The organism is Agrobacterium sp. fls2-241-TYG-188a (assembly GCF_030209845.1).
Window position 1 is genome coordinate 1,086,087 of sequence record NZ_JARVRD010000002.1, and the last position, 21,740, is coordinate 1,107,826.

General features: G+C 56.3%; 19 protein-coding genes. 11 read left to right on the top strand and 8 right to left on the bottom strand.

Annotated elements, in window-relative coordinates:
- Window positions 1-255 precede the first annotated feature (255 nt).
- Window positions 256-624, top strand: coding sequence for an Hpt domain-containing protein (locus QRN85_RS12000; RefSeq protein WP_062589781.1), 369 nt, complete (start codon window positions 256-258; stop codon window positions 622-624).
- A 121-nt stretch (window positions 625-745) separates the two neighbouring features.
- Window positions 746-1,066, top strand: coding sequence for a 2Fe-2S iron-sulfur cluster-binding protein (locus QRN85_RS12005; RefSeq protein ID WP_062589779.1), 321 nt, complete (start codon window positions 746-748; stop codon window positions 1,064-1,066).
- 333 nt (window positions 1,067-1,399) lie between these two features.
- Here the strand turns inward: QRN85_RS12005 and QRN85_RS12010 are convergent, their stop codons facing one another.
- Window positions 1,400-2,017, bottom strand: a complete 618-nt coding sequence (locus QRN85_RS12010) for a DUF922 domain-containing Zn-dependent protease (RefSeq protein WP_502870765.1) — start codon at window positions 2,015-2,017, stop codon at window positions 1,400-1,402.
- Window positions 2,018-2,121: 104 nt separating this feature from the next.
- Between QRN85_RS12010 and folP the strand changes: the two genes are divergently transcribed.
- From folP to folK, 3 genes are read left to right on the top strand one after another with little or no spacing between them, the layout of a single operon-like run.
- Window positions 2,122-2,991, top strand: a complete 870-nt coding sequence (gene folP, locus QRN85_RS12015; RefSeq protein WP_502870766.1) for a dihydropteroate synthase — start codon at window positions 2,122-2,124, stop codon at window positions 2,989-2,991.
- The gene (gene folB, locus QRN85_RS12020; protein ID WP_062589776.1) at window positions 2,988-3,353 is read left to right on the top strand and encodes a dihydroneopterin aldolase; all 366 of its coding nucleotides are present in this window, start codon (window positions 2,988-2,990) and stop codon (window positions 3,351-3,353) included. Before folP ends, folB begins: the two co-directional genes overlap by 4 nt.
- Before the next feature lie 4 nt (window positions 3,354-3,357).
- Window positions 3,358-3,873, top strand: coding sequence for a 2-amino-4-hydroxy-6-hydroxymethyldihydropteridine diphosphokinase (gene folK / locus QRN85_RS12025; RefSeq protein ID WP_284758211.1), 516 nt, complete (start codon window positions 3,358-3,360; stop codon window positions 3,871-3,873).
- Between the two features lie 15 nt (window positions 3,874-3,888).
- Here folK and QRN85_RS12030 read toward each other — a convergent pair whose 3' ends face one another.
- From QRN85_RS12030 to QRN85_RS12045, 4 genes are all read right to left on the bottom strand, one after another.
- Window positions 3,889-4,443, bottom strand: coding sequence for a hypothetical protein (locus QRN85_RS12030; RefSeq protein ID WP_062589774.1), 555 nt, complete (start codon window positions 4,441-4,443; stop codon window positions 3,889-3,891).
- 128 nt (window positions 4,444-4,571) lie between these two features.
- Window positions 4,572-5,645 carry a YcjF family protein gene (locus QRN85_RS12035; RefSeq protein WP_284758214.1) on the bottom strand — a complete coding sequence of 358 codons (1,074 nt, stop codon included), beginning with the start codon at window positions 5,643-5,645 and terminating at the stop codon, window positions 4,572-4,574.
- Window positions 5,642-7,117: a YcjX family GTP-binding protein gene (locus QRN85_RS12040; RefSeq protein WP_284758217.1), complete on the bottom strand. Its 1,476-nt coding sequence runs from the start codon at window positions 7,115-7,117 to the stop codon at window positions 5,642-5,644. Before QRN85_RS12040 ends, QRN85_RS12035 begins: the two co-directional genes overlap by 4 nt.
- A gap of 96 nt (window positions 7,118-7,213) precedes the next feature.
- Window positions 7,214-7,723 carry a SixA phosphatase family protein gene (locus tag QRN85_RS12045; protein WP_284758219.1) on the bottom strand — a complete coding sequence of 170 codons (510 nt, stop codon included), beginning with the start codon at window positions 7,721-7,723 and terminating at the stop codon, window positions 7,214-7,216.
- A 267-nt stretch (window positions 7,724-7,990) separates the two neighbouring features.
- Between QRN85_RS12045 and dksA the strand changes: the two genes are divergently transcribed.
- Complete coding sequence (gene dksA / locus QRN85_RS12050) at window positions 7,991-8,410, top strand: RNA polymerase-binding protein DksA (protein WP_112963781.1); 420 nt, start codon at window positions 7,991-7,993, stop codon at window positions 8,408-8,410.
- 538 nt (window positions 8,411-8,948) lie between these two features.
- A complete protein-coding gene (locus QRN85_RS12055) occupies window positions 8,949-10,007 on the top strand; it encodes a lipocalin-like domain-containing protein (protein ID WP_284758223.1) in 1,059 nt (352 codons plus the stop codon).
- 750 nt (window positions 10,008-10,757) lie between these two features.
- On the opposite strand, the gene QRN85_RS12060 is transcribed toward QRN85_RS12055, so the two are convergent.
- A complete protein-coding gene (locus QRN85_RS12060; RefSeq protein ID WP_284758225.1) occupies window positions 10,758-13,739 on the bottom strand; it encodes an Rne/Rng family ribonuclease in 2,982 nt (993 codons plus the stop codon).
- A 753-nt stretch (window positions 13,740-14,492) separates the two neighbouring features.
- On the opposite strand from QRN85_RS12060, the gene QRN85_RS12065 reads away from it, so the two are divergent.
- From QRN85_RS12065 to QRN85_RS12080, 4 genes are all read left to right on the top strand, one after another.
- Entirely contained in the window at window positions 14,493-15,659 is a 1,167-nt protein-coding gene (locus tag QRN85_RS12065) for an N-acetylmuramoyl-L-alanine amidase (RefSeq protein WP_244475526.1), read from the top strand.
- Window positions 15,660-15,990: 331 nt separating this feature from the next.
- Window positions 15,991-18,426: a penicillin-binding protein 1A gene (locus tag QRN85_RS12070; protein ID WP_062589767.1), complete on the top strand. Its 2,436-nt coding sequence runs from the start codon at window positions 15,991-15,993 to the stop codon at window positions 18,424-18,426.
- 108 nt (window positions 18,427-18,534) lie between these two features.
- A protein-coding gene (prfB, locus tag QRN85_RS12075; protein ID WP_162238096.1) for a peptide chain release factor 2 occupies window positions 18,535-19,666 on the top strand; the annotation gives its coding sequence in 2 pieces (ribosomal slippage) (window positions 18,535-18,603 and window positions 18,605-19,666; 1,131 coding nt in all).
- Between the two features lie 131 nt (window positions 19,667-19,797).
- Window positions 19,798-20,268 carry an isochorismatase family protein gene (locus tag QRN85_RS12080; RefSeq protein ID WP_284758227.1) on the top strand — a complete coding sequence of 157 codons (471 nt, stop codon included), beginning with the start codon at window positions 19,798-19,800 and terminating at the stop codon, window positions 20,266-20,268.
- 26 nt (window positions 20,269-20,294) lie between these two features.
- Here the strand turns inward: QRN85_RS12080 and QRN85_RS12085 are convergent, their stop codons facing one another.
- Both QRN85_RS12085 and QRN85_RS12090 read right to left on the bottom strand, forming a co-directional pair.
- Window positions 20,295-20,771, bottom strand: a complete 477-nt coding sequence (locus tag QRN85_RS12085; RefSeq protein ID WP_284758228.1) for a hypothetical protein — start codon at window positions 20,769-20,771, stop codon at window positions 20,295-20,297.
- Window positions 20,772-20,780: 9 nt separating this feature from the next.
- A complete protein-coding gene (locus QRN85_RS12090; RefSeq protein ID WP_062589764.1) occupies window positions 20,781-21,554 on the bottom strand; it encodes an NAD kinase in 774 nt (257 codons plus the stop codon).
- Window positions 21,555-21,740: the final 186 nt, after the last annotated feature.

Below are 21,740 nucleotides of genomic sequence, written 5' to 3' on the forward strand. Positions count from 1 at the left end.
TAGTGACACATTTGCGCCTTTGAAACAATTAATGCCGCGAGACTGCGATGGATCACGGATGGCTTGTTAACAGTTTTTAAACCGAGGTCGCGCGCGGAAAGCCTTGTTTCTCCTAAGTTTAGCATAAATTAACCATAGCGAAAGATTTGCCGGCGTCTGGTGCCCCAATTTAAGCTCATCGAAATCCTAGTCTGCGTAATAGCAGGACAGATGTGCCTCAAAACAAGAAACTGGCCCAAACGAGGAATATGCAAAATGGCAGCGTTGAGTATCGCATTCGAAGCTCCGGACAATTATGGCAGCGCGGCACCCGCCAGCAGCAAGCCAATCGATTTCACGCACCTGGCCCGTCAGACAATGGGTGACAAGGAGCTGGAGATCGAAATACTCAAGCTCTTTACCCGTAATGCCCGCACTTTGCTCCATGACCTCGCTGCGGCAGATGACGCCGGAATGAAGGGCATCGCGCATCGTCTGAAGGGTTCTGCGGACGCAGTTGGAGCATTCAATGTCTCTGCGGCCGCCGAAGCGGTGGAGAACGGCAGTCGCGACAGCGCCGCTCTGGCCAAGGTAGCAACCACCGTCATTGAGGCCGAAAACTTCATCTTGAAGCTCTGCCGCTAACAGGGCCGACCAAAATTTTTAAAGCCGGTTTCGCCTGGCATCCGCATTGACGGGTTGCCAAGCGGACCCGGCCTTTCTATTTGTTTAGAAACATTCTCAAACACTTCTCTGGAATCCCGACATGACCAAACTGACCATCGTCGCCTTCGACGGTACGCCGCATGAACTGGACGTGAGCAACGGCTCTACCGTCATGGAAAATGCCATGCGCAATTCCGTTCCCGGCATTGATGCTGAATGTGGGGGCGCCTGCGCCTGCGCGACCTGTCACGTCTATGTCGATCAGGCATGGAGTGAGCGGGTTGGCCCGCCAGAGCCGATGGAAGAGGATATGCTGGACTTTGCCTTCGACGTCCGTCCTACCTCACGGCTTTCCTGTCAGATCAAAATGACCGACGCTCTGGATGGTCTGGTCGTGCACGTGCCCGAACGGCAGGGTTGATACGCCCCTCAACCTTTTCACTCCGGTTTCCACACACAAAAAGCCTCGCTTTCCGTTTCGCGGGACAAGCGAGGCGAGGTGGGCACATCACCTTCGGGCGAAGGAGGAGACACCCGAGGTGTCATACGTGCCGGGAGACAACGATGATGGTCGAATGAACGCAATTGAATAAAAACCCTTAGGTCAATCGATAGGCGAGTCGGCGTTTCACCGCCACGGCAAGAATTCATTGATCAATATCGACATGTGCGTGGGGTTTGTCGTTCATGCTGCATGTGAGAAAAAGCGGACAGCTGACTGTTCTGCAATCGAATTCTCTCATCCAAGCGGCGTCTACCGTTGTTGCATCAGACGGTTTTTGAGCAGGCGCGTCATGCGCGCGTCGAAATTCTTCGACTCCACAACATCGAAGCGAAGCTGATCCTTGTCATGTGCATTCATGACCTCTTGCGTCGTCTTGCCCACCAGCGACTGTATCTCGTCGCAGCTTTTTTGCGGACGCAGCGAAGACAGGCGCTTTTCCAGAATGCGCGCGTAGTTGCGCGCAATTTCGGCGTGGCGTTCTTCATGCCTCTTGATGTCCGCAGCCAGCGTGTCCCATATCAGCGCAAGTTCTGCGGAGGTCCGCTTCCGGTTCGTCCAGCGAGGCAGGAGAATCTTCGTGTGAAGTTTTACCCGCACGCTTCCTACGCCGCATCGGCCATTCTGCTCGACATAGGTCAACTCCCCGCCAAACTTGATTTCCGTGGCGCCCGGATGGCGCGCGCCGGTGGATTTCGTCATCGGACCACGGCGGGAAAGCTCTTGGTCCAGATCCTCAGCCGTCTTCCCGCCAATGGTAAAATAGGAGAAGGATTTGCTGATAAGCGCCTCCGCCATAGCCGCCTGTGGACCACAGAATAGAAACGCACCGGCAATGACTGTGCTAAGCACTAGCGACTTATGCTTCATCGGCGGGGTCTTCCGGTTGAACTTGCCCTGCAATTGCTGCATAGGCGCAGTGAACAGATTACGAATGGCGGGGACTCCGTTATTCCGGAAAGGCGTGATGTTACGTGATAACAGCCAGTGACAATGTGTGGCAAGTCGCGCATGGGCGCTCCCTGAAACTTGATGGGGATGGCCTTATTATGGCTATCGTCAATGCAACACCGGATTCATTTTCGGATGGTGGACTGTATCTGGCGGCTGAAGAGGCGGTCTCGCGCGCGCTCTCCTGCGTCGAGGAAGGTGCCCACATCATCGATATCGGCGGCGAATCAACGAGGCCTGGCGCGCTGGCCGTGAGTGACGCGCAGGAGCAGGACCGCGTCCTGCCTGTCATTGAAAAACTCAGGAAAGAAAGCGATGCGGTGATCTCGGTAGACACTTATCGCGCATCAACGGCGGAGCTTGCGCTCAAGGCCGGGGCTCATATCGTCAACGATGTTTTCGGTCTCCAGAAGGATGATGACATGGCCGCCGTGGTTGCGGCTGCCCGCGCCGGCGTCTGCATCATGCATACGGGCCGCGAGCGGCAGAAGCTCGATGATGTCATCGAAGATCAATACGCTTTCCTTAATTCTTCCCTCGATATCGCCCAGAAGGCCGGTATCGAAAGAGGCGCAATAGTCCTGGACCCTGGTTTCGGTTTTGCAAAGGACGAGGCTGAAAATATTGCTCTGATGTCGCGGTTCGATGAGCTTTCCGCCTTCGGATTTCCTATTCTTGCGGGAACGTCCCGGAAGCGATTTGTCGGCGCCCTGACGCGCAGGGAAACGGCGGAGGAGCGAGACGTGGGCACAGCCGCAACGACCGCAATTCTCAGGATGGCCGGAGCGGTTGTTTTTCGAGTACATAATGTCGCCATGACGCGCGATGCTCTGGCAATTGCAGATGCCGTTCTCAGGCAGAAACGAAACATAAAAGGGGAGGGCCAACAATGAGCCTTTACACGATACTGCTGAAGAACTGTTCGTTTTTCGCCCGCCACGGACTTCTCGCGCAGGAGGAGACGCTGGGTCAGCGTTTCTTCGTGGATGCGGAGATGGAAGTTGAGGCCGGAAACGCGCTAGAAACGGACGATATTTCCAACACGGTCGACTACGGCGTTGCCTTCGATGTCATCGAGAAAATCGTGGCCGGTCAGCGCCGGTACCTGATCGAGGCTTTGGCAAATGATATTGCCACCGCATTGCGGCATCGCTACCCGCAGATCGTCCGCGTCAAGATCACCGTTCGAAAGCCATCGGCACCTGTTCCCGGAATTCTCGACTATGCCCAGGTCAGCGTCGAGCAGCGTGGCTGAGAGCATGACGATCGCGACGCTCGGTCTCGGCGGAAATATTGGCAATCCACCTGCTGCAATGGCGCAGGCTCTTTCAACATTGGCCATGCACGAAGATTGCAACCTCTTGGCCGTCTCGCATCTCTACAGCACGCCGCCCTGGGGAAAAACAGATCAGGCGGATTTTTTCAATTGCTGCGCCATGATCGAGACGACGCTGGCCGCCGAAGCCCTGCTCGATCTTTGCCTCGATATCGAACGTGACATGAAGCGTGTGCGTCTTGAGCGATGGGGACCGCGGACAATCGATATCGATGTATTGACCTTCGGCGATGAGTCGATTGTCACGGAACGTGTCGAGATACCGCATCCAAGAATGACAGAGCGTGGTTTCGTGCTTTTGCCGCTGGCAGATATCGCGCCAGACATCAGGGTGAAGGGCAGGGACATAGCGTCCTGGCTCAGTGATGCAGACACGACCGGCATCAAACGCGCAAACGAAAAACGGGAGTGGTGGACACTCCCGTTTCCAGAGGTTTGATCAGCGCGTTTTGGTCTATTCCTTGATAGACCCGACGGCGATCTGATCGACGTTGCGCGCGAGAGTGAGACCGATAACCGGCACCATCTGATCTGCCACTTTGACGGAGATCGTAATATTCATGGATGTGTTGTTGGTCACGCGCGCAACCATGGCGCCGTTCAGCTTTGCCCGGTTGATGCCGACAACGACCTTGTCGCCGCTGACCTGTCCGGAAACGATGTCCAGGCCCTTGCCTTCCGCGCCATCAAGAAACTTGCCTTCATAGCTGTTGCCATTCTTGGAGATGACAGCAGACATCGGCTGCTTGAAGACGCCCACGCGGCACGTGCCACCCAGCTTGATGCCGGTATCTTTGTCAGACAGCGGCTCGCCCGTCAGGTCGCAGGTGAATTTCGTGCCTTTGTATTTGCCAGCAACAATCTCGCCTGGGCCCGACCATACGCCCGCAACAGAGCCAAAGAACTGGTCATCGCGCGAAGCAGCTTGAACATCGGAGACTGCCAGTCCACTGCTAAAGGACATGGCGGCGGCAAGTCCGCCAAGTAGCGAAAAGAAGCGCGAATACATGATACTTTCCCTGGCGAATTGGCCGTTTTGTGTTGGGTCAATTTATGCCGGGAATGGTTAATGCTTGGTTTATTTGGTCGATGAAGACGTGTCCCGCCGTAACCTTTCGGGCGGTGTAACCCTTCAGCTCAGGGCTTCTGGCTATTTTTTCCTGACATCAGATCCGGTGCCAGATCGGACACAAAATCGCCTATGCCGGGGCGACGCAGCGCTTTGAATGGCAGGGGTCTACAGAGATCCATGGCTGCGATTCCGATTCGTGCGGTCATCAGTCCGTTTATGACACCTTCACCCAACCGCGCCGAAAGCCTCGATGCAAGGCCATGACCAAGCACCTGCTGCGCAAGACCATCGCCGACGGCAATCGATCCGGTTACCGCCAGATGCGCGATCACGTCGCGCAGCAGCCGCAACATGCCAAGCGTTCCCGGACGACCGCCATAGAGCTCCGCCATCGTTCGAACGAGCCGGGTCACTTCAAACAGGACATAGGCGAGATCAACAACCGCCCGGGGGCTGACTGCGGTGACGACCGAAACACGCTTGGACGAATTGAGGATCAGCGCGCGTGCTTCACGATCAAGCGGTGTCAAAAGCTCGCGTTCAGCAAGCTCAATCAGATGCGGCCCGTCGATGACATCGTTTTCCGTTTCTTTAAGCGCTGCCCGGCCCTTTGCGGTCTCCGCCCTGTGCGACAGAACGGCATTCAAGCGGGTGATGATCGCGCGAGCGGCGCCAGGTTTCTTCTCCAGTGCCGCAACCGCTGCGTCCTCTTTCAACGACTGGACAGCGTTCAACCTCATGATGCCGATGGTCTCGCGGGCAACCAGCGCCAGTACGGCAAAGACAGCAATGCCCAAAGCGGCGCTTGCGGTGTAGCCCAACCAGTCCGATCGCGAAAAGAGATCGCGGATGAGCTGATCTGCCCAGAGGCCGAAAGCCAGTGAAAGGAGAACGCCTATCGCGCCCATCGCCAGCTTCGCGAAGGAAAAACGACGCCTGCGTGGCGCCGCGACTGGCAGCGCGGCGGCGTCCACTTCTTCCGGGGCAAGAAACGGGTCTTCCGCTTCCGGTGTCAGGGAAAAGTCTGTATCGAAACTGCGCGGCGCACGTCTCGCCTCAATTGTGCGAGGTTGAGACACGTCGCCTTCAAGGGGAAAGGCCGCCGGTCGGCGGCTGGAGTTCTTGTCGTCATCATTCATGCGAGCTTGTCTCCAAACAGAAACTGCATGGCCCGGTCCAGCCGGATGTGCGGCACGGACAGTTTCATGCCGCTGCTGGTTTCTTCCAGCTTTGGTGGGCGAAATCTGACAACATTGACGTCCGGCAGATCAGTTCCGGCACCACCGACATCCAGAGCCCGAAACAGAGGTTCCGGGTCTTCGGGCAAATCGCCAGGGAAGATGGCCGTGGTGCGATTGCCGTCGAAGGTTTCGCCGTTGATTTTTTCACCCGCAATCGGTGTTCCCACGATGACGGCAAGCGACTGGCCATCCTGGCGAACGCTCGCCTCTTTGGTCGCTCTTACGGAGGCGAGCGCCATCACGTCGATGCCCGCACCGCTCATGCCAATTGTGGTGACGGCGCGATCAACGAGGCGACGGGTGAGGCTCTCCAGCCTGTCGTGGCTTTCATGGTGAAGGTGATCAGCCTTTGTCGCTGCCACCAGAACCTTGTCAATACGGCGGCCGACGAGCGACGAGAGCAAGCTGTTCTTTCCGGGCCGGAAACATGCAAGCACGTCGCCCAGGGCGCGCTCCAGATCCTGCACAGCCTCTGGCCCGCGGTTGACCGCCTGGAGTGCGTCGATCAGGACGATCTGCCTGTCGAGACGCGCGAAATGTTCCCGAAAGAACGGCTTCACGACAATCGTCTTGTAAGCCTCATACCGCCGTTCCATCATGGCGCGGAGGGAGCCCTTAGGTGCCTTGCCCTCGATGAGGCCGGGAAGCGGAGAGAAGGTGAGGGCAGGCGAGCCTTCCAGATCCCCCGGCATCAAGAACCGTCCTGGCGGCAGGGTGGAAAGCGAACGTTCATCCGATTTGCAGGCGCGCAAATATGTTGCAAAGCTCTCGGCCAGCCGTCTAGCCGTCATCTCGTCTGCGGGAGCGTCAATATCGAGAGAATGAGCGATCTCCAGCCATTCACGCGCCAATTCCGCGCGCACACCGCTTCCAGCCAACGACAGGGTATTATCGCTGAATGTCTTGTAGTCCTGCGACAGAAGCGGAAGGTCGAGAAGCCATTCGCCGGGATAGTCGACGATGTCGATGGCAAGGCGCCCGCGTGAGAAAAAGCGGCCCCATCCGCTTGCGCTTTGATAATCGAGCGTAATGCGCAATTCAGAGATAGCGCGTGTCGATTCCGGCCAGATCCGATCCCGAACCAGAGCCTGAATATGGTCCTCATACTGGAAGCGGGGGATTGCGTCGTCAGGCTGCGGTTCCAGCCTCACGTTCGATACCCGACCGGAGCGCATGGCTTCAAAAACCGGAAGACGGCCTCCGTTCAGAAGATTGTGGACCAGAGACGATATGAACACGGTCTTTCCAGCTCTTGAAAGGCCCGTCACGCCAAGTCGCAGGGTTGGGTTCGTCAGTGCGCTAGCACGGTCCGCGAGGTTATCTATCGCAATTAGTGCGCTATCGGTGACGGACGTAAAAGATGGCGGCAATGAAGGTTTCCTAAAAATCTCGACAGTGTGAAAACATATAGTGTCGGCCGCTGCTCAAAAAAGAAGCGCAAGGAAAGTTTCGAAAATGCCAAGCCTTCAGGGAGCTAGAAATTCGCTGAGCGTCCAGGTGACGCCGCTAGCGTATTGCTCGGACTTGGCGTCGAGGACTGCAAGGCCAGCCGTCGGAAAGCCCATTGGCAAGAGCGCCGCCATTTTCTGCTGGCCGATAAATGTTTCCAGTGCGGCTTCCATGGCAGGGTTATGGCCTACCAGCATGACGGACTGACTCATTGTTTGGGCGGAAATCAGGGCCAGATAAAGAGCCGCCTCGGCATTGTACATTTCGTCCACATAGGAGACTTCGAATGTATCATTGAAGGCTCTGCGCACGGCCTGCGCGGTCTCACGGCATCTCAGTGCGGTTGAGCTTAGCACAACGTCCGGCGTAAAGCCTTTGTCGGCAGCCTTGTCGGCGATAAGTTCGGCCTCGGCGTAGCCCGCGTTATCGAGCGGTCTGTCGAAGTCGCGACCACCTGGTGCAGGCCAGGCAGCGCGCGCGTGGCGCATCAGATATACCCGGAAAGGTGGCGGTTGGAGCACTGGCATTTCCGGCTTTCCTGTCTAGCGGCAAACATCTCAAGATAGCTTTACAGGATTAAAGTGGCGAGCCGCAAGTGGCGAGCGGTATAGACAAGTCCTGATAACGTGATCGAAGAAATAATTCGTGTTCTGCGAATAAAGCATAAAAAATAATCGTTTAGCTGAATTTTGTGACAGATTTAAAAATGCTTGAAAAGCGTTTTGCGCACTTGAACGGCGATACGCCATTGGAGTATACCCGCGCAATATGAGATGTTCTTCGAGGAGAATCGCGTGAGTGAGAAGATCGATCTTAGCAACTATGTGCTCTCGGAAGCCGACGAGTTCATGAATGCCAACCAGCGAGCCTACTTCAGGTCGAAGCTCATTGGTTGGAAAAATGACATTTTGCGAGAAGCAAGAGAGACCCTGGGGCACCTCGCTGAGGAAAGCGCCAATCATCCGGATCTCGCGGATAGAGCATCTTCCGAAACAGACCGCGCCATCGAGCTTCGGGCGCGCGACAGACAGCGAAAGCTGATCTCCAAGATCGATGCTGCACTTCAGCGGATCGAAGACGGCACCTACGGTTACTGCGAAGAGACAGGGGAGCCAATCGGTATCAAGAGACTTGATGCCCGCCCCATTGCCACACTCTCCATCGAAGCCCAGGAACGCCACGAGCGCCGCGAAAAAGTTTATCGCGACGAGTGAGCATTCATCTTCCGTGACATCAGCTGTCACAACATCAAGAAGCCGCTTCGGGTACGAGGCGGCTTTTTTGCTTTCAGGGGCTGCGAAAAGCAATTCGTGCCAGCTGCAGTCATCTGCCAGTGAGTGGAGATTTAGGCGACGTTGGATGAAGTTCTTCCATCCATGTCCAACTCACGCGGATTGAGCCAGCATTCAGCCATGATCGCACCATTTGTGGAACGACTCCGATTCCGCACGGGCTTTAGGCGGCGACAAGATTTACCGGAGCGCTCAGGCAATCCCGCATTTCAGACTTGGCGGCTAACCGTGCTGGCTGATCGAGTATCAATGTCTAATATTGTTCCAGGCCTCTATTTGAAGTTTAAGTACAAGTAATCTATGTAATTAAATTTTGATAAAAACGAAAATCCGTTTGATTTACGTCAAATCGAACTACATTATACTATGTTTCAGATTGAAATCACGGGGTCTTCGCTTCCTGTGTTCACCCCATTGGCATTTAGAATTTATCTATATTTCTAACCTTTGAGGTGACATCATGAGTAATTCTAATATATCGAAGCCTATATCTGCATCGGAGACAAACGCTCCGCAGAAAATGGCCGCGCAGCGGGTGAAAGCAGTCAATGAATTGTGCCCACCGCTTTTTGATCCCGTTGGAAGCCTTGCCTTTCGCCCGGATCAACACAGCAACTCGTGGTTCCTGAGTGGCTACCTTGAAACCGCAACTGGCCACAAATTCAATTGCCTTGTTCACCAGCTGGTGCGTTCTGCCCCCGGGCAGCCGGTGGAGATCGCCAGCATCCTCAACATCACGGATCTGTCGCGTCTCGAATACCGAAGCGAAGAGCGGGTTCATTCGGCAGGCGAGGTAACGTTGGCAACGGACCGCATGCAGATCGTTACCCCGACTTCCACCATCGAAGGAGATCACCGCTCGGTGCACGCCCAGGCGGAATTCGGTTGGGGCGCACTTGATTTCACGGCGGAATTTCCTGGGCACATCATGATGAATGGCGGCTCCGGTGTTTTCAATTGCGTGGATAGCTTGCCCACCGTCCAATATTCCATTCCCTGGGGCAAGGGATCTGGCTGGATCACGCTCGATGGTGTCCGCCACGATCTGACGGGAGAGTTCTGGTTTGATCGCCAATGGCTTATTTCGCGCGGCATCATGGAAGAAGGGCACCGGGCACTCGTCGGATCCTCCTACAAATGGGTGTGGATGGACCTCAACCTCAGCAACGGCATTGCACTCGGCCTTTGGGATATAGAGCTATCGGGCGAGCGCCACGGTTGGGTTACCGCACTTCGTCAAGATGGTACGCATATCATTGCTGCGCTGGAGCCGCTGGCCGATAATGCCAGCGAATTCTGGACAAGCACAGCCTCCGGTCAGCGCTATCCTACCCGCTTCAAAGTCAATGTTCCGGCTCTCGATTGCGTGCTCGAAGTCGCCGCCGTCATGCTCGATCAGGAAGTCGCGTCGCCTGTTCAACCCAAATATGAGGGAGTTGCGAATATCACAGGCACCTATGGCGGAAAACCCGTCACCGGCTACACCCTCATAGAGTTGGTGGGTGACTGGAGCGCCTGATTTGCCGAACGGCGGTGCAATCCCGTTCCTCTGATGCGGGTCCATTGAACGCGGAAACGCGTTCGATGCCCGCCGGGACTTCTTCACCGGCATGATCGGAGAGGTAAAGGACGTTCCTTCGACGAAACGGTCCTGCGATTGCACGATGAAAGAGCCGTTTCCATTGGCCGTAGGGTGCTCGATATCCGGCCTTGAAGAGCAGTCGGAAACTGAAACAAGACGGCCCAGGCATTGCAGAAGGATCGCACGACCTCCTCCAGTGTCGCCGGGGCTGATACGATGGCCAGCTCGACCTCTATCACGCGTGCTACCGGCGTAAACGCGTCCATGGCCCGGACGGCGATTAAGAGGGCCGCATTTCAAGCCTATCGGCGACAGGTTCTCATTCCCACCTTGGCGCCGGGCTGCATCGGCATCATCGAAATCTGCTCGCGCACAAGGCAGTGCGCATGGGTCAAGCAGTTGAAGTTCAGGATGCCGATTGCTCTAGATTCCATTTACTGCCCTGACTTCATCCCATCAAGAAGGCGATTGGCAGGCTTAAGGCAGCCTCGCGCGCCAAAGCTGAGCGACGTTTTAGGGCGTACGGAATACGGTCGGACAGACCGTCGCGCTGTTCGAGGGGCAGAAATGCACCAGCGAGTTCAGATCATGGGATATGAACTTGAGTGAAATGAACGTGCTCTAGCCCGAAAACAGAAGAGGCCCCGCAATGCGGAGCCCCAATCTTTTTTAGTGATAAACTACGCCTTAGAAAAAGCCGCGTCTTTGCCACCAGCCGCCCTTGCGGGGCTTGGACTGATCGCCTTCTCCGCCTTCGTTCGTCGCGGAGGTGACGACCGGCTCTGAGGAAGAGACGTTGTCGCCACGGTTAGCGCGGACCGCCTTGGCTGGTTCCGCAGCAGGAGCCTCGTTGCCGAGATCGGCCGATGCTTGACCGGCTTCCTCGATGGCAACTTCCGCAACAGTGGTATCCACTACAACCGGCTCGACCGTTTCAACGGCAGGTGCAGCAACAGGAGCTTCGGAAGCGACAGCAGGCGCTGCTTCAACCTCTGCAACATCGCCAACCTTTTCCTTTGCCTTGCGGGTCCGGCGCGGCTTCTTTGGCTTTTCGGTCTCTTCAACAGTCGGCGTTGCCGCTTCGGCTTCGACAGCCGCCGCAACTGCGGGCTGGTCTACGCCTTCAATGGCAGCGGCAGCTGCACCGTCTTCGACCATATCGGAGGTCTCGGGCTCGGCTTCCGCCTCAGCGCCGTTTTCTTCGATCATCTCGCCGTTCTCATCGCGATTGCGACGACCGCCGCGCTTGCCACGACGGCGACGCTTGCGTCTGTTTTCTTCAGAGCCAGCAGCTTCTGCGCCATTTTCAGCGGAGACGGTTGCGTCCTCGTCCTGATCGCTATCGCCATCCTCGTCCTGATCGTCGGATGATGTGTCGTCACCGGCCTCAGACTGCGATTCCTGACCGTTCTGGCCAGCGCCCTTGCCGCGACGGCGACGGCGACGCTTGCGCTTGCGCTTGCCATCTTCGCCATTGTCGGCCTGTGGCTGCCGCGGTTCGCTTGCCTCTGCCTTTACGATCTCTTCCTCTTCGTCATCCTCATCGGCTTCGATGATGATGTCGTCCTCGTCTTCCTCTATTTCGGGAAGCATCTGGATGAGGCTTTCGATCTTGACCGGGTTTTCGACAGCTTCACCACGATCGATGGCGAAGTGCTGTGCACCGACGCTGGCATCGGCTGCGATGATGATGGCGACACCGAAGCGGCCTTCATAATCAACGATGGTACCACGCTTGTGGTTGAGCAGGTAAAGGGCAGTCTCTGGTGTGCAGCGAACCGTGATGTTGTGGGTCGTGTTTCGCAGCAGATATTCTTCCACGCCGCGCAGAACATGCAGGGCGATGGAGGATTCGGAGCGGACATGGCCTGTGCCGCCGCAATGCGAGCAAACCTGTGTAGTCGACTCCAGTACCGAGGCGCGGATACGCTGGCGCGACATTTCCAGAAGGCCGAAATGCGAGATCCGGCCAACCTGAATGCGGGCGCGGTCGTTTTTCAGGCAATCCTTGAGCTTCTTTTCGACGGCGCGATTGTTGCGCTTCTCTTCCATATCGATGAAGTCGATGACGACGAGACCGGCAAGGTCGCGAAGGCGCAGCTGGCGGGCCACTTCTTCCGCTGCTTCCAGGTTCGTCTGAACAGCGGTTTCTTCGATGGAATGCTCACGGGTCGAACGACCAGAGTTCACGTCGATGGAAACCAGCGCTTCCGTCTGGTTGATGATGAGGTAGCCACCGGACTTCAACGTCACCTGAGGCTGCAGCATACGGTCGAGCTGCGCTTCGATGCCGGAGCGCGAGAAGATCGGGTGAATATCGCGATAGGGCTGAACCACCTTGGCGTGGCTCGGCATCAGCATCTTCATGAAGTCTTTCGCTTCACGATAGCCTTCTTCGCCAGACACGATGATCTCGCTGATATCCTTGTTGTAGAGATCGCGGATCGAACGCTTGATCAGCGAACCTTCCTCATAAACGAGGCAAGGTGCGGTGGAATTCAGCGTCAGCGTGCGGACGTTTTCCCACAGGCGCATCAGATATTCGAAGTCGCGCTTGATTTCGACGCGGGTGCGGTTGGCACCTGCGGTACGCAGAATGACGCCCATGCCCTGCGGCACTTCCAGATCGCGCGCGATTTCCTTCAGGCGCTTGCGGTCTGTTGGCTGCGTGATCTTGCGCGAAATGCCGCCGCCACGTGCCGTGTTTGGCATCAGAACCGAGTAACGACCTGCAAGCGAAAGATAGGTTGTCAGAGCTGCGCCCTTATTGCCGCGCTCTTCTTTTGCGACCTGGACCAGAAGAATCTGGCGGCGCTTGATGACTTCCTGAATACGGTACTGCTTGCGTGGCTTGCGGGAAATGCGATCCGGAACTTCTTCCATTGCATCTTCCGCACCGACGGACTCGATGACTTCCTTTTCGTGATGATCGTCATCATCGTCGTCGTCATCATCGTCGTTGCGACGGCCAAGCCCTTCGACTTCTTCGGAAATCGAGTCGGTGTCAACCATAGCGGCCATTTCGCCGCCCTTGCTGCCGTCGTCGTCCGAACCGTCCTCAGAGGAAGCTGCGTCGGCGGAAATTTCGTCCGTCTCCGTCTTCTTCTTGGTACGGGGGCGGCGAACGCGCTTCTTTGGCTTTTCTTCTTCTGCCGGTGTTTCTTCAGCAACGATGTCCGCGGCCGCAACATCCGGCGCAGCGTCGACTTCCGCTTCGGCAGCTTCAACCGTGGAAGCCTGTGCCGTTACTCCGTCTTCAGCGGCGGGCTCAGTTACGGGTACGATGCCGATATCGGGCTGATCAACCTGCGAAAGATCGATGGCGGGGGAGTGGGCGTCATTTGGCGCATCGGCTGGCTCGAAGTCATCGCCACGACGATGGTCTTCTGCTTCCGCTCTCAGCAGCGCCTGTCTGTCGGCCAGCGGGATCTGATAGTAGTCGGGATGAATTTCGGCGAAGGCCAGAAATCCGTGACGATTGCCGCCGTAATCGACGAAAGCTGCCTGAAGGGATGGTTCTACGCGTGTGACCTTGGCAAGATAGATATTGCCGCGGATCTGCTTCTTGTGTTCGGATTCAAAATCGAATTCCTCAATTCTGTTTCCACGAACAACTACAACGCGCGTCTCCTCTTCATGGGAGGCGTCGATAAGCATTTTGTCTGCCATGTAAGCTGTGCTCCTCGGCGCAGCCCTGTCTTATACGAGAACAGGCCCGCCACAAGGACAGGCCTTTCATCTATGTTCAAGGGTGTGCCGGATATGAAGTTTCTTGCCCGGCGTCTGTAAACTGGCAGCATCCGGACAACTGGCAAAGCATGATGCCTGCTCCTGGTATCCGGTTCATATGAAAGCTGCTGCAACGACATCATTGGCCAAGCGAGAACGACTATAATAAATAGACCCCGAAGGATCCGATGAAAATGCTCTCCTCGAGCGTGCGGTGGCGTGCCACCGGGTATTGTTCTGGCCACGGCCAGAATTGATCCAGTTTCAGGAGAAAAATGCAGCGACGGCAGATGATTGCCCGATTTTACAGCGCCAGCGTCTTTGGTCGATTGGCAGCCGGCGGGCGTCTATCCCGTCAACACTTTTAACCCTCAATCATGTTGTATGTTTTATCTGTCATAATAGCAATAGGGTGGCTAAATATGCCATATCATTGGTGGAATTTGGTGGTTAAGAATTGCTTCACTAAGGGCTGCGATTGTTGCGCGGCATCGCAAATCAGGCCATTCTGGCTGATATAAATGCGACGATAGGGCATTTCATGGCGGCTTTTCGGGTTGCCTTGACTGAATTACGGACACGATGTTGGCGACCTTAAAAAACATGATCGATGGTGCGATTGGAGTGCTGAATGCTGTCCGACGACGCCGAATCGTCTGCATTCTGACGCTGGCTTCGTTATCTGCCTCATCCATGCCGCTGGTTGCAGCCGCCACCGACTCGCCGCCATCTCTTATAGCAAACGCGGCACGCATCATCGGTGACGAGGCACGCACGCGCATCGTGCTGGATTTCAATCAGGAGCCGGAATTCGAGGTTCACTATCTCGATTCGCCCGCCCGTATCGTTGTCGACTTCCCGGCGGTGGGCTTTTCCTTTCCAACCAAAGACCTCGCTCCGACCGGCCTTTTTAGCGACATACGCTTTGGCAGCATGGGTGAGGGGAGCGCCCGCCTTGTCCTGACCGCAAAGAAGCCCGTTCAGGTCGCGATTGCAGAAACGAAATCGGAGGAAGACGGGAAACTGTTTCGTTTCGTGCTGGATACGGAAATCGCGACAAAGCAGAAATTTGCCGATCTTCTCAAGAACCAGAACTGGCAGGCTCTCGCGCCAGCAACGACGGCTTCTGTCACGCCTGATATCATGCCGAAAACCAGTCGCCAGTCCGACTTCATGATCGCCGTAGACGCAGGCCATGGTGGTATTGATGCGGGCGCGAAGGGCGGCGTTACTGGAACGGATGAAAAAGTCATTACGCTGACCTTTGCCAAACAGCTGACCGAACGACTGAACAAGATTCCCGGCATCAAGGCTTTCCTGACCAGAGACGACGATGTGTTCCTTGCGCTTTCCGAGCGCGTCACACTGGCCCGCCAGCAGAATGCAAATCTCTTTATTTCCGTTCATGCCGATACGTTGAAGCAGAAGGATATTCGCGGCGCGACCGTTTATACGATCTCCGACCGCGCTTCAGACCGCATGGCGCAAAACCTTGCCGAGCGTGAAAACCTCTCGGATCAGATTGCGGGCGTCGCGGTCCCGAATGCCCAGCCTGAAGTCGCCGATATTCTGCTCGACTTCACCCGTCGCGAAACGCAGGCGTTCTCGGTTACGCTTGCGGAAAACATCGTGAAGTCCTTTGAAGGACAGGTCGGCCTCATCAATAATCCGCATCGCTATGCCGGGTTTCAGGTGTTGCGTGCCCATGACGTTCCATCTGTTCTGCTGGAACTTGGTTTCCTTTCCAATCCGGAAGACGAGAAACTGCTGCTTGACGACAACTGGCGCGCAAAAGTGGCCGATACGCTTGCCGTCGCGGTAACGAAGTATCGTGCACAGGCTCTGGCTAACGGCGGGTAGGGCGATTAACCGGCGCTGATCTTGGCACCGACGCGGGTGTGACATCTGCGCGACCCATCTGTTGAAAACGGGTCAACTCCTCACGCTCCTGAGAGAATATCGGCTTCGGGCCCTATTTTACTCACATTCAAGACGTTACTCGGCATCAGGAATCGATGGTGATGTCCGCGCATTCCGTGAAGGAAAAACGCGGCATACGGTAACATATAAGAGAATGCCCCTATTGGCAGCTTGTCATCGAGGAAGCGGTGTGCAAAACGGCACGCTATATGCAAGAATGCGCGCGTGACGCGGGCGCACCAGTTACGATTCGAAGTATCGGTAGCTTAATATGATCAGACTTATTGGATATTTCTTCGGCTTGGCCAGTATGCTGTTCCTTGTGGTGGCTGCTGGTATCGCCATTTATTTGGTGACGATAACGAAGGATCTTCCTGACTATGCTGTGCTGAACAGTTATGAGCCGCCGGTGACAACCCGCGTTCATGCGGGCAACGGTGCGTTGATGGCCGAGTATGCCAAGCAGCGACGTCTCTTCCTGCCCATTCAGGCCGTGCCGGATCGTGTCAAGGCAGCGTTTCTCTCCGCCGAAGACAAGAATTTCTACCAGCACCCCGGTATCGACGTGACCGGCTTTGCCCGCGCCGCCGTTGCTTATGTCACGGGCGGTCCGACGCAGGGCGGCTCGACCATTACGCAGCAGGTCGCCAAAAACTTTCTGTTGACCAATGAACAGACGATGGAGCGCAAGGCGAAAGAGGCGATCCTGTCCTTCCGCATCGAACAGGCCTACAGCAAGGACAAGATTCTCGAGCTTTATCTCAACGAGATTTTCTTCGGGCAAAACTCCTATGGTATCGCCAGCGCAGCGCTGACCTATTTCAACAAGTCCGTGACGGAACTGACGATTGCCGAGACGGCATATCTGGCAGCACTTCCCAAGGGTCCCGCCAACTATCACCCCATCCGCCGCGAAAAGGCAGCTGTCGAGCGTCGTAACTGGGTTATCGACCGTATGGCTGAAAACGGCTACATCACGCAGGCTGATGCTGCGGACGCCAAGACACAGCCGCTTGGCGTGAACATTCGCCGTGGCGGTAGCCATATTGCAGCCTCCGATTATTTCTCCGAAGAGGCGCGTCGCCAGATCGTTGAGAAATACGGTGAGAAGGCGTTGCTGGAAGGCGGCCTTTCCGTCCGTACCTCGTTCGATCCCGATATCCAGATGGAAGCCCGCAAGGCACTTCAGGATGGTTTGCTGGATTATGACGAGCGCCGCGGCTTCCATGGAGCCGTTGATCAGATCGAAACCAGCGGCAACTGGAGCGAGGCTCTGTCCAAGCTGAAGCCGTTGCGAGACGTACCCGAGTGGAGAATGGCAGTTGTTCTGGCTGTCTCTGCAGAGGGCGTGGATATCGGCCTGCGGCCCGATAACGACAGCGACAATCCTGATCTTCGCACCCGCGGACGCATCAAGCCGGAAAACATGAAATGGGCCTATCGCGATTCCAAGGGCCAGCGGGCAACCGCAAAATCACCGACAGGTGTCCTGAAAACCGGCGATGTCATTTATGCGGAACCGCTTTCCGACAAGGGTGACGACTACCGTTTGCGCCAGCCACCCAAGGTGCAGGGCGGCATGGTGGTCATGGACCCGCACACGGGTCGTGTTCTGGCAATGGTTGGCGGCTTCTCCTATGCGCAGTCCGAATTCAACCGGGCAACGCAGGCCATGCGTCAGCCAGGCTCATCCTTCAAGCCGTTCATCTACGCAGCAGCTTTGGATAATGGCTATACGCCTGCCTCGGTGGTGATGGATGCGCCCCTGGAAGTCGTATCCGGCGGTCAAGTCTGGCGTCCGCAGAACTATGGTGGAGAATCGGCTGGCCCGTCCACGCTGCGCCTCGGTATCGAAAAGTCGCGCAACCTCATGACCGTTCGTCTGGCTCAAGACATGGGCATGAATCTGGTTGCTGAATATGCCGAACGCTTCGGCATTTACGACAAGATGCCGCCATTGCTCGCCATGTCGCTTGGTTCCGGTGAAACGACTGTCATGCGGATGGTCTCGGCCTATTCCGTTATCGCCAACGGTGGCAAGCAGATCAATCCGACAGTTATCGACCGCATTCAGGACCGGTACGGCAAGACGATCTTCCGTCACGAGGAGCGTGGCTGCGAGGGTTGCAATGCGACCAACTGGCAGAACCAGGATGAGCCGACGATCGTCGATAATCGCGAGCAGGTTCTCGATCCCATGACGGCCTATCAGACGACGTCGATGCTTCAGGGCGTCGTGCAGCGCGGTACGGCAGCAGGCAAGATCAAGGTCGACCTTCCGGTCGCCGGCAAGACCGGTACCACCAACGACGAAAAGGATGCGTGGTTCGTAGGCTATACGCCGGACCTCGTTGCCGGTCTTTATATCGGTTTCGACAGCCCTGCGCCCTTGGGCCGTGGGGGCACCGGTGGGTCTCTCGCTGCGCCAATCTTCGGAGAATTTATTGCGCAGGCGTCCAAGCATTTGCAGCCAAGCAAGTTCATCGTGCCGAACGGAATGCAGTTCATAGCTGTCAATCGCAAGACCGGCATGGCCGCAATGGAAGGTGAGCCAGATACGATCATGGAAGCCTTTAAACCAGGAACAGGCCCGGCCAGCAGCTTCAACGTGATTGGTATGGATGGCGCCATGTCTCAGGAAGATATTCTGCGCGCTTCACCGCAGGCCCAGCAGGCCATCACCGGCGGTGGCGGCGGCCTCTATTAATTTCAATTGATGGAAAGGCGAGGGGCGCGGGCTTTACATCCGCGCCCCTCGCATTTATTCAGCCCATCGAGTTTAATAGCAATTCCATGAAAGCGAAGTATCTGCGACATGCGCAATGAGATCGTGAATGTAGTCGACGAAATCAGGCAGGCCATAAGCCTGCTGAGGAGGCATCTTTGACTGGGACCAGGCGATAAGACGACTGGACTGGTTGAACAACAAGGCAGAGGATCCAAACCTCTGGAATGATGCCACCGAAGCCCAGAAGCTGATGCGCGAGCGTCAACAGCTGGATGAATCGATCAATGGCGTGAAGGCACTCGAACAGCAGGTCAACGACAATGTCGAGCTGATCGAAATGGGCGAGGCCGAAGGCGATGCTGACATCGTCAAGGAAGCCGAAGATGCTCTCAAGGCGCTGAAGAACGAGGCCAACCGCCGTCAGGTTGAAGCCATGCTCTCGGGCGAAGCGGATGCCAACGACACCTATGTCGAAGTGCACTCGGGAGCCGGCGGCACGGAAAGCCAGGATTGGGCAAACATCCTGCTGCGCATGTACACGCGCTGGGCGGAACGTCAGGGCTTTAAGGTCGAGGTTCTGGAAGTTCATGAAGGCGAAGAAGCAGGCATCAAGTCCGCAACGATTCTCGTCAAGGGCCACAATGCTTTTGGCTGGATGAAGACCGAATCCGGCGTTCACCGCCTCGTTCGTATCTCTCCCTATGACAGCAATGCGCGTCGCCATACATCCTTCTCGTCCATCTGGGTTTACCCGGTCGTTGATGACTCGATCCAGATCGACATCAATGAAAGCGACTGCCGCATCGATACCTATCGTTCGTCAGGCGCTGGCGGCCAACACGTCAACACCACGGACTCTGCGGTGCGTATCACCCATATTCCAACCGGTATCGCGGTTGCCTGCCAGCAGGAACGCTCGCAGCACAAAAACCGTGCGAAGGCCTGGGAAATGCTGCGTTCGCGCCTTTACGAAGTCGAACTTCAAAAGCGTGAAGACGCGGCCAATGCGCAGGCGGCTTCCAAGACCGATATCGGTTGGGGTCACCAGATCCGCTCTTACGTGTTGCAGCCTTACCAGCTGGTCAAGGACTTGCGCACCGGTGTGGAAAGCACAGCACCCAGCAACGTCCTTGATGGCGATCTCAACGAGTTCATGGAAGCGGCACTTGCTCACCGCATCAGCGGTGGTGCCAATGTCGAAGTCAGCGATATCGACTGATCGCTGAAAAAGAAGTCCAGAATGATGCCTCCCGCAAGCCCTTGCGGGAGGCATTTTTGAATGAAACGTCGGCCACGTTGTGAAATGGTTGACCGTCCAGACGGCAATCTCGATCCAGTGCGGAGATGAATGTGAAGCAGGTGCTGTATATCGTCGATGTCCAACCAAGCTTCAATCCGCCCGGCAAGCTCGTCGAAGACATTGCCAGCCTTGCAAGACACATGCCCAGTGTTGCCAGCGTCGAGCAGCACGATGAAAGCATTACACCCTTCGAGCGCCAGCTTGGCTGGAAACCGGGACCCTCTGATACATCGCTGGTGCCTGCCGATCGCGTTTTTATAAAACACGGCTATGCGCCAACGCGCGAGGCTGTGGACTATCTCCTGTCCTTAACGCCCGATCGGGTTCTCGTATGCGGCATTCAGGCCGATACCTGCGTTCTTGCGGCTGGCTTTGCGCTGTTCGATGCGGGGCTGCATCCCACGCTCATCCCCTGGCTGACTGTCGGCTCAAGCCTTGATCGCTCGGGGGCCCTGGGTGCGCGACTTTGGAAACATCACTTCGGTGCGGTTTTGGAAGGGCCGGATGATCTAGGGCTCTAACACGGACGAAGGTACCGAGCGACGGCTTAGTTCGACGCTTTCTCGATTTTCATGTCGCCCAGTTCGTCAATAAGGACGGTCCAGGCATCCGCCTCTTTCTGCTTCGGATCGGTCTTCAGGTGGACGGTCACGAAAAGGCCCGGTACGTCGGAAGCGCCGTTGGAGCTTTCCGGTCTTACATCGGTCACGTAAGCCTTCATCTGTGCAAATTCTTCAAGCTCCACGGTTTCCACAAGCTGTGGGCCGCCTGCGGTATAGGCAATGCGTTGAAGATAGATCTTGGCTGTTCCGTCTGCCTGACGCATGGCGGCAATCTTGTAATAGCCGCGCGTACCCGCCGCATTCTGCTGGCCTTCCTTCTGGGGCAAGGCGTCCTGTTCCCACATGCCGCTGCTCGCCACAAAAATGGTTGAGGTCGGCAGGGCTTCGATGCCTGTCGTCTGCGCCTGGACGCAATAGCTGCTGGCGGCAAGGAAGGCGATGGTAAGGAGTGTTTTCATCATTCTACTATTTCAATTCGTAAACTGTTCGGCAAGGACTCTGTCAGACCACGACCTGTCCGGGTCCGAAAGGATTTTTGCAGTTCTGTCCTCAGACTGCGCGATGCGAACCGTCTGCACCGACTTTACCTCGGTGTGGTCTGCCACGGCATTGACGGGCCGCTTTTCGCTTTCCAGAACGTGAATGTCCACCGTGACATTATTAGGCAGCAAGGCTCCACGCCAGCGGCGAGGGCGAAAGGCACTGACAGGGGTCAGCGCGAGCAGAGGCGATTCCAGGGGTAAGATCGGGCCATGGGCGGAGAAGTTATAGGCTGTTGATCCGGCTGGCGTCGCCACCATCATGCCATCGCAGATGAGTTCTTCGAGGCGCGTTTTGCCGTCCACATCCACCCGCAACTTCGCGGCCTGATGGGATTGGCGAAACAGGCTGACTTCATTCATGGCCAGCGCAGAGAACTCATCGCCATTTCCGTCTGTTGTGGTCATGCGCAACGGGTGGAAGTCGTTTCCGGTGGCAACGGAAATCCGTCTGGGCAAATCCTTGACCCGGTAATCATTCATCAGAAAACCGACGGAGCCGCGATTCATGCCGTAGACCCGCTTGCCGGAATTCATCGTCTCGTTGAGAACCTGCAGCATGAAGCCATCGCCACCGAGCACGACAATGACCTCGGCTTCGTCAAACGCGGCATTTCCATAAAGCTCGATCAGCTCTTGTCTTGCGGCCTGGGCGTCGTCCGTGGTCGAGGCTACAAAACATAATGGCTGTGTTGAACGCGACATGCCGTCACCCCTGTTGACGGTCTTTGGTACATGATGACCCACGGTCAGGACAAGCTCTTTAAGGCACTCATCGGGAATGACCCGATGAATGGCCGCCCAACGCCGAGAAAGTCCACAGCTTCTTCGCCAACGGTTCCCAAACGGGGTTGCGGACGGCGAAGAGGTCGGGCAGTTTGCGCGACAAGC

Bases quoted from the DNA above. Each gene is read 5' to 3' on its own strand.
- QRN85_RS12035 (WP_284758214.1), bottom strand. From the start codon at position 5,645: ATGAATGATGACGACAAGAACTCCAGCCGCCGACCGGCGGCCTTTCCC.
- QRN85_RS12005 (WP_062589779.1), top strand. From the start codon at position 746: ATGACCAAACTGACCATCGTCGCCTTCGACGGTACGCCGCATGAACTG.
- QRN85_RS12060 (WP_284758225.1), bottom strand. From the start codon at position 13,739: ATGGCAGACAAAATGCTTATCGACGCCTCCCATGAAGAGGAGACGCGC.
- QRN85_RS12085 (WP_284758228.1), bottom strand. From the start codon at position 20,771: ATGATGAAAACACTCCTTACCATCGCCTTCCTTGCCGCCAGCAGCTAT.
- folB (WP_062589776.1), top strand. From the start codon at position 2,988: ATGAGCCTTTACACGATACTGCTGAAGAACTGTTCGTTTTTCGCCCGC.
- QRN85_RS12000 (WP_062589781.1), top strand. From the start codon at position 256: ATGGCAGCGTTGAGTATCGCATTCGAAGCTCCGGACAATTATGGCAGC.
- QRN85_RS12055 (WP_284758223.1), top strand. From the start codon at position 8,949: ATGAGTAATTCTAATATATCGAAGCCTATATCTGCATCGGAGACAAAC.
- QRN85_RS12010 (WP_502870765.1), bottom strand. From the start codon at position 2,017: ATGAAGCATAAGTCGCTAGTGCTTAGCACAGTCATTGCCGGTGCGTTT.
- QRN85_RS12065 (WP_244475526.1), top strand. From the start codon at position 14,493: ATGCCGCTGGTTGCAGCCGCCACCGACTCGCCGCCATCTCTTATAGCA.
- folK (WP_284758211.1), top strand. From the start codon at position 3,358: ATGACGATCGCGACGCTCGGTCTCGGCGGAAATATTGGCAATCCACCT.
- QRN85_RS12030 (WP_062589774.1), bottom strand. From the start codon at position 4,443: ATGTATTCGCGCTTCTTTTCGCTACTTGGCGGACTTGCCGCCGCCATG.
- QRN85_RS12045 (WP_284758219.1), bottom strand. From the start codon at position 7,723: ATGCCAGTGCTCCAACCGCCACCTTTCCGGGTATATCTGATGCGCCAC.
- QRN85_RS12090 (WP_062589764.1), bottom strand. From the start codon at position 21,554: ATGTCGCGTTCAACACAGCCATTATGTTTTGTAGCCTCGACCACGGAC.
- QRN85_RS12070 (WP_062589767.1), top strand. From the start codon at position 15,991: ATGATCAGACTTATTGGATATTTCTTCGGCTTGGCCAGTATGCTGTTC.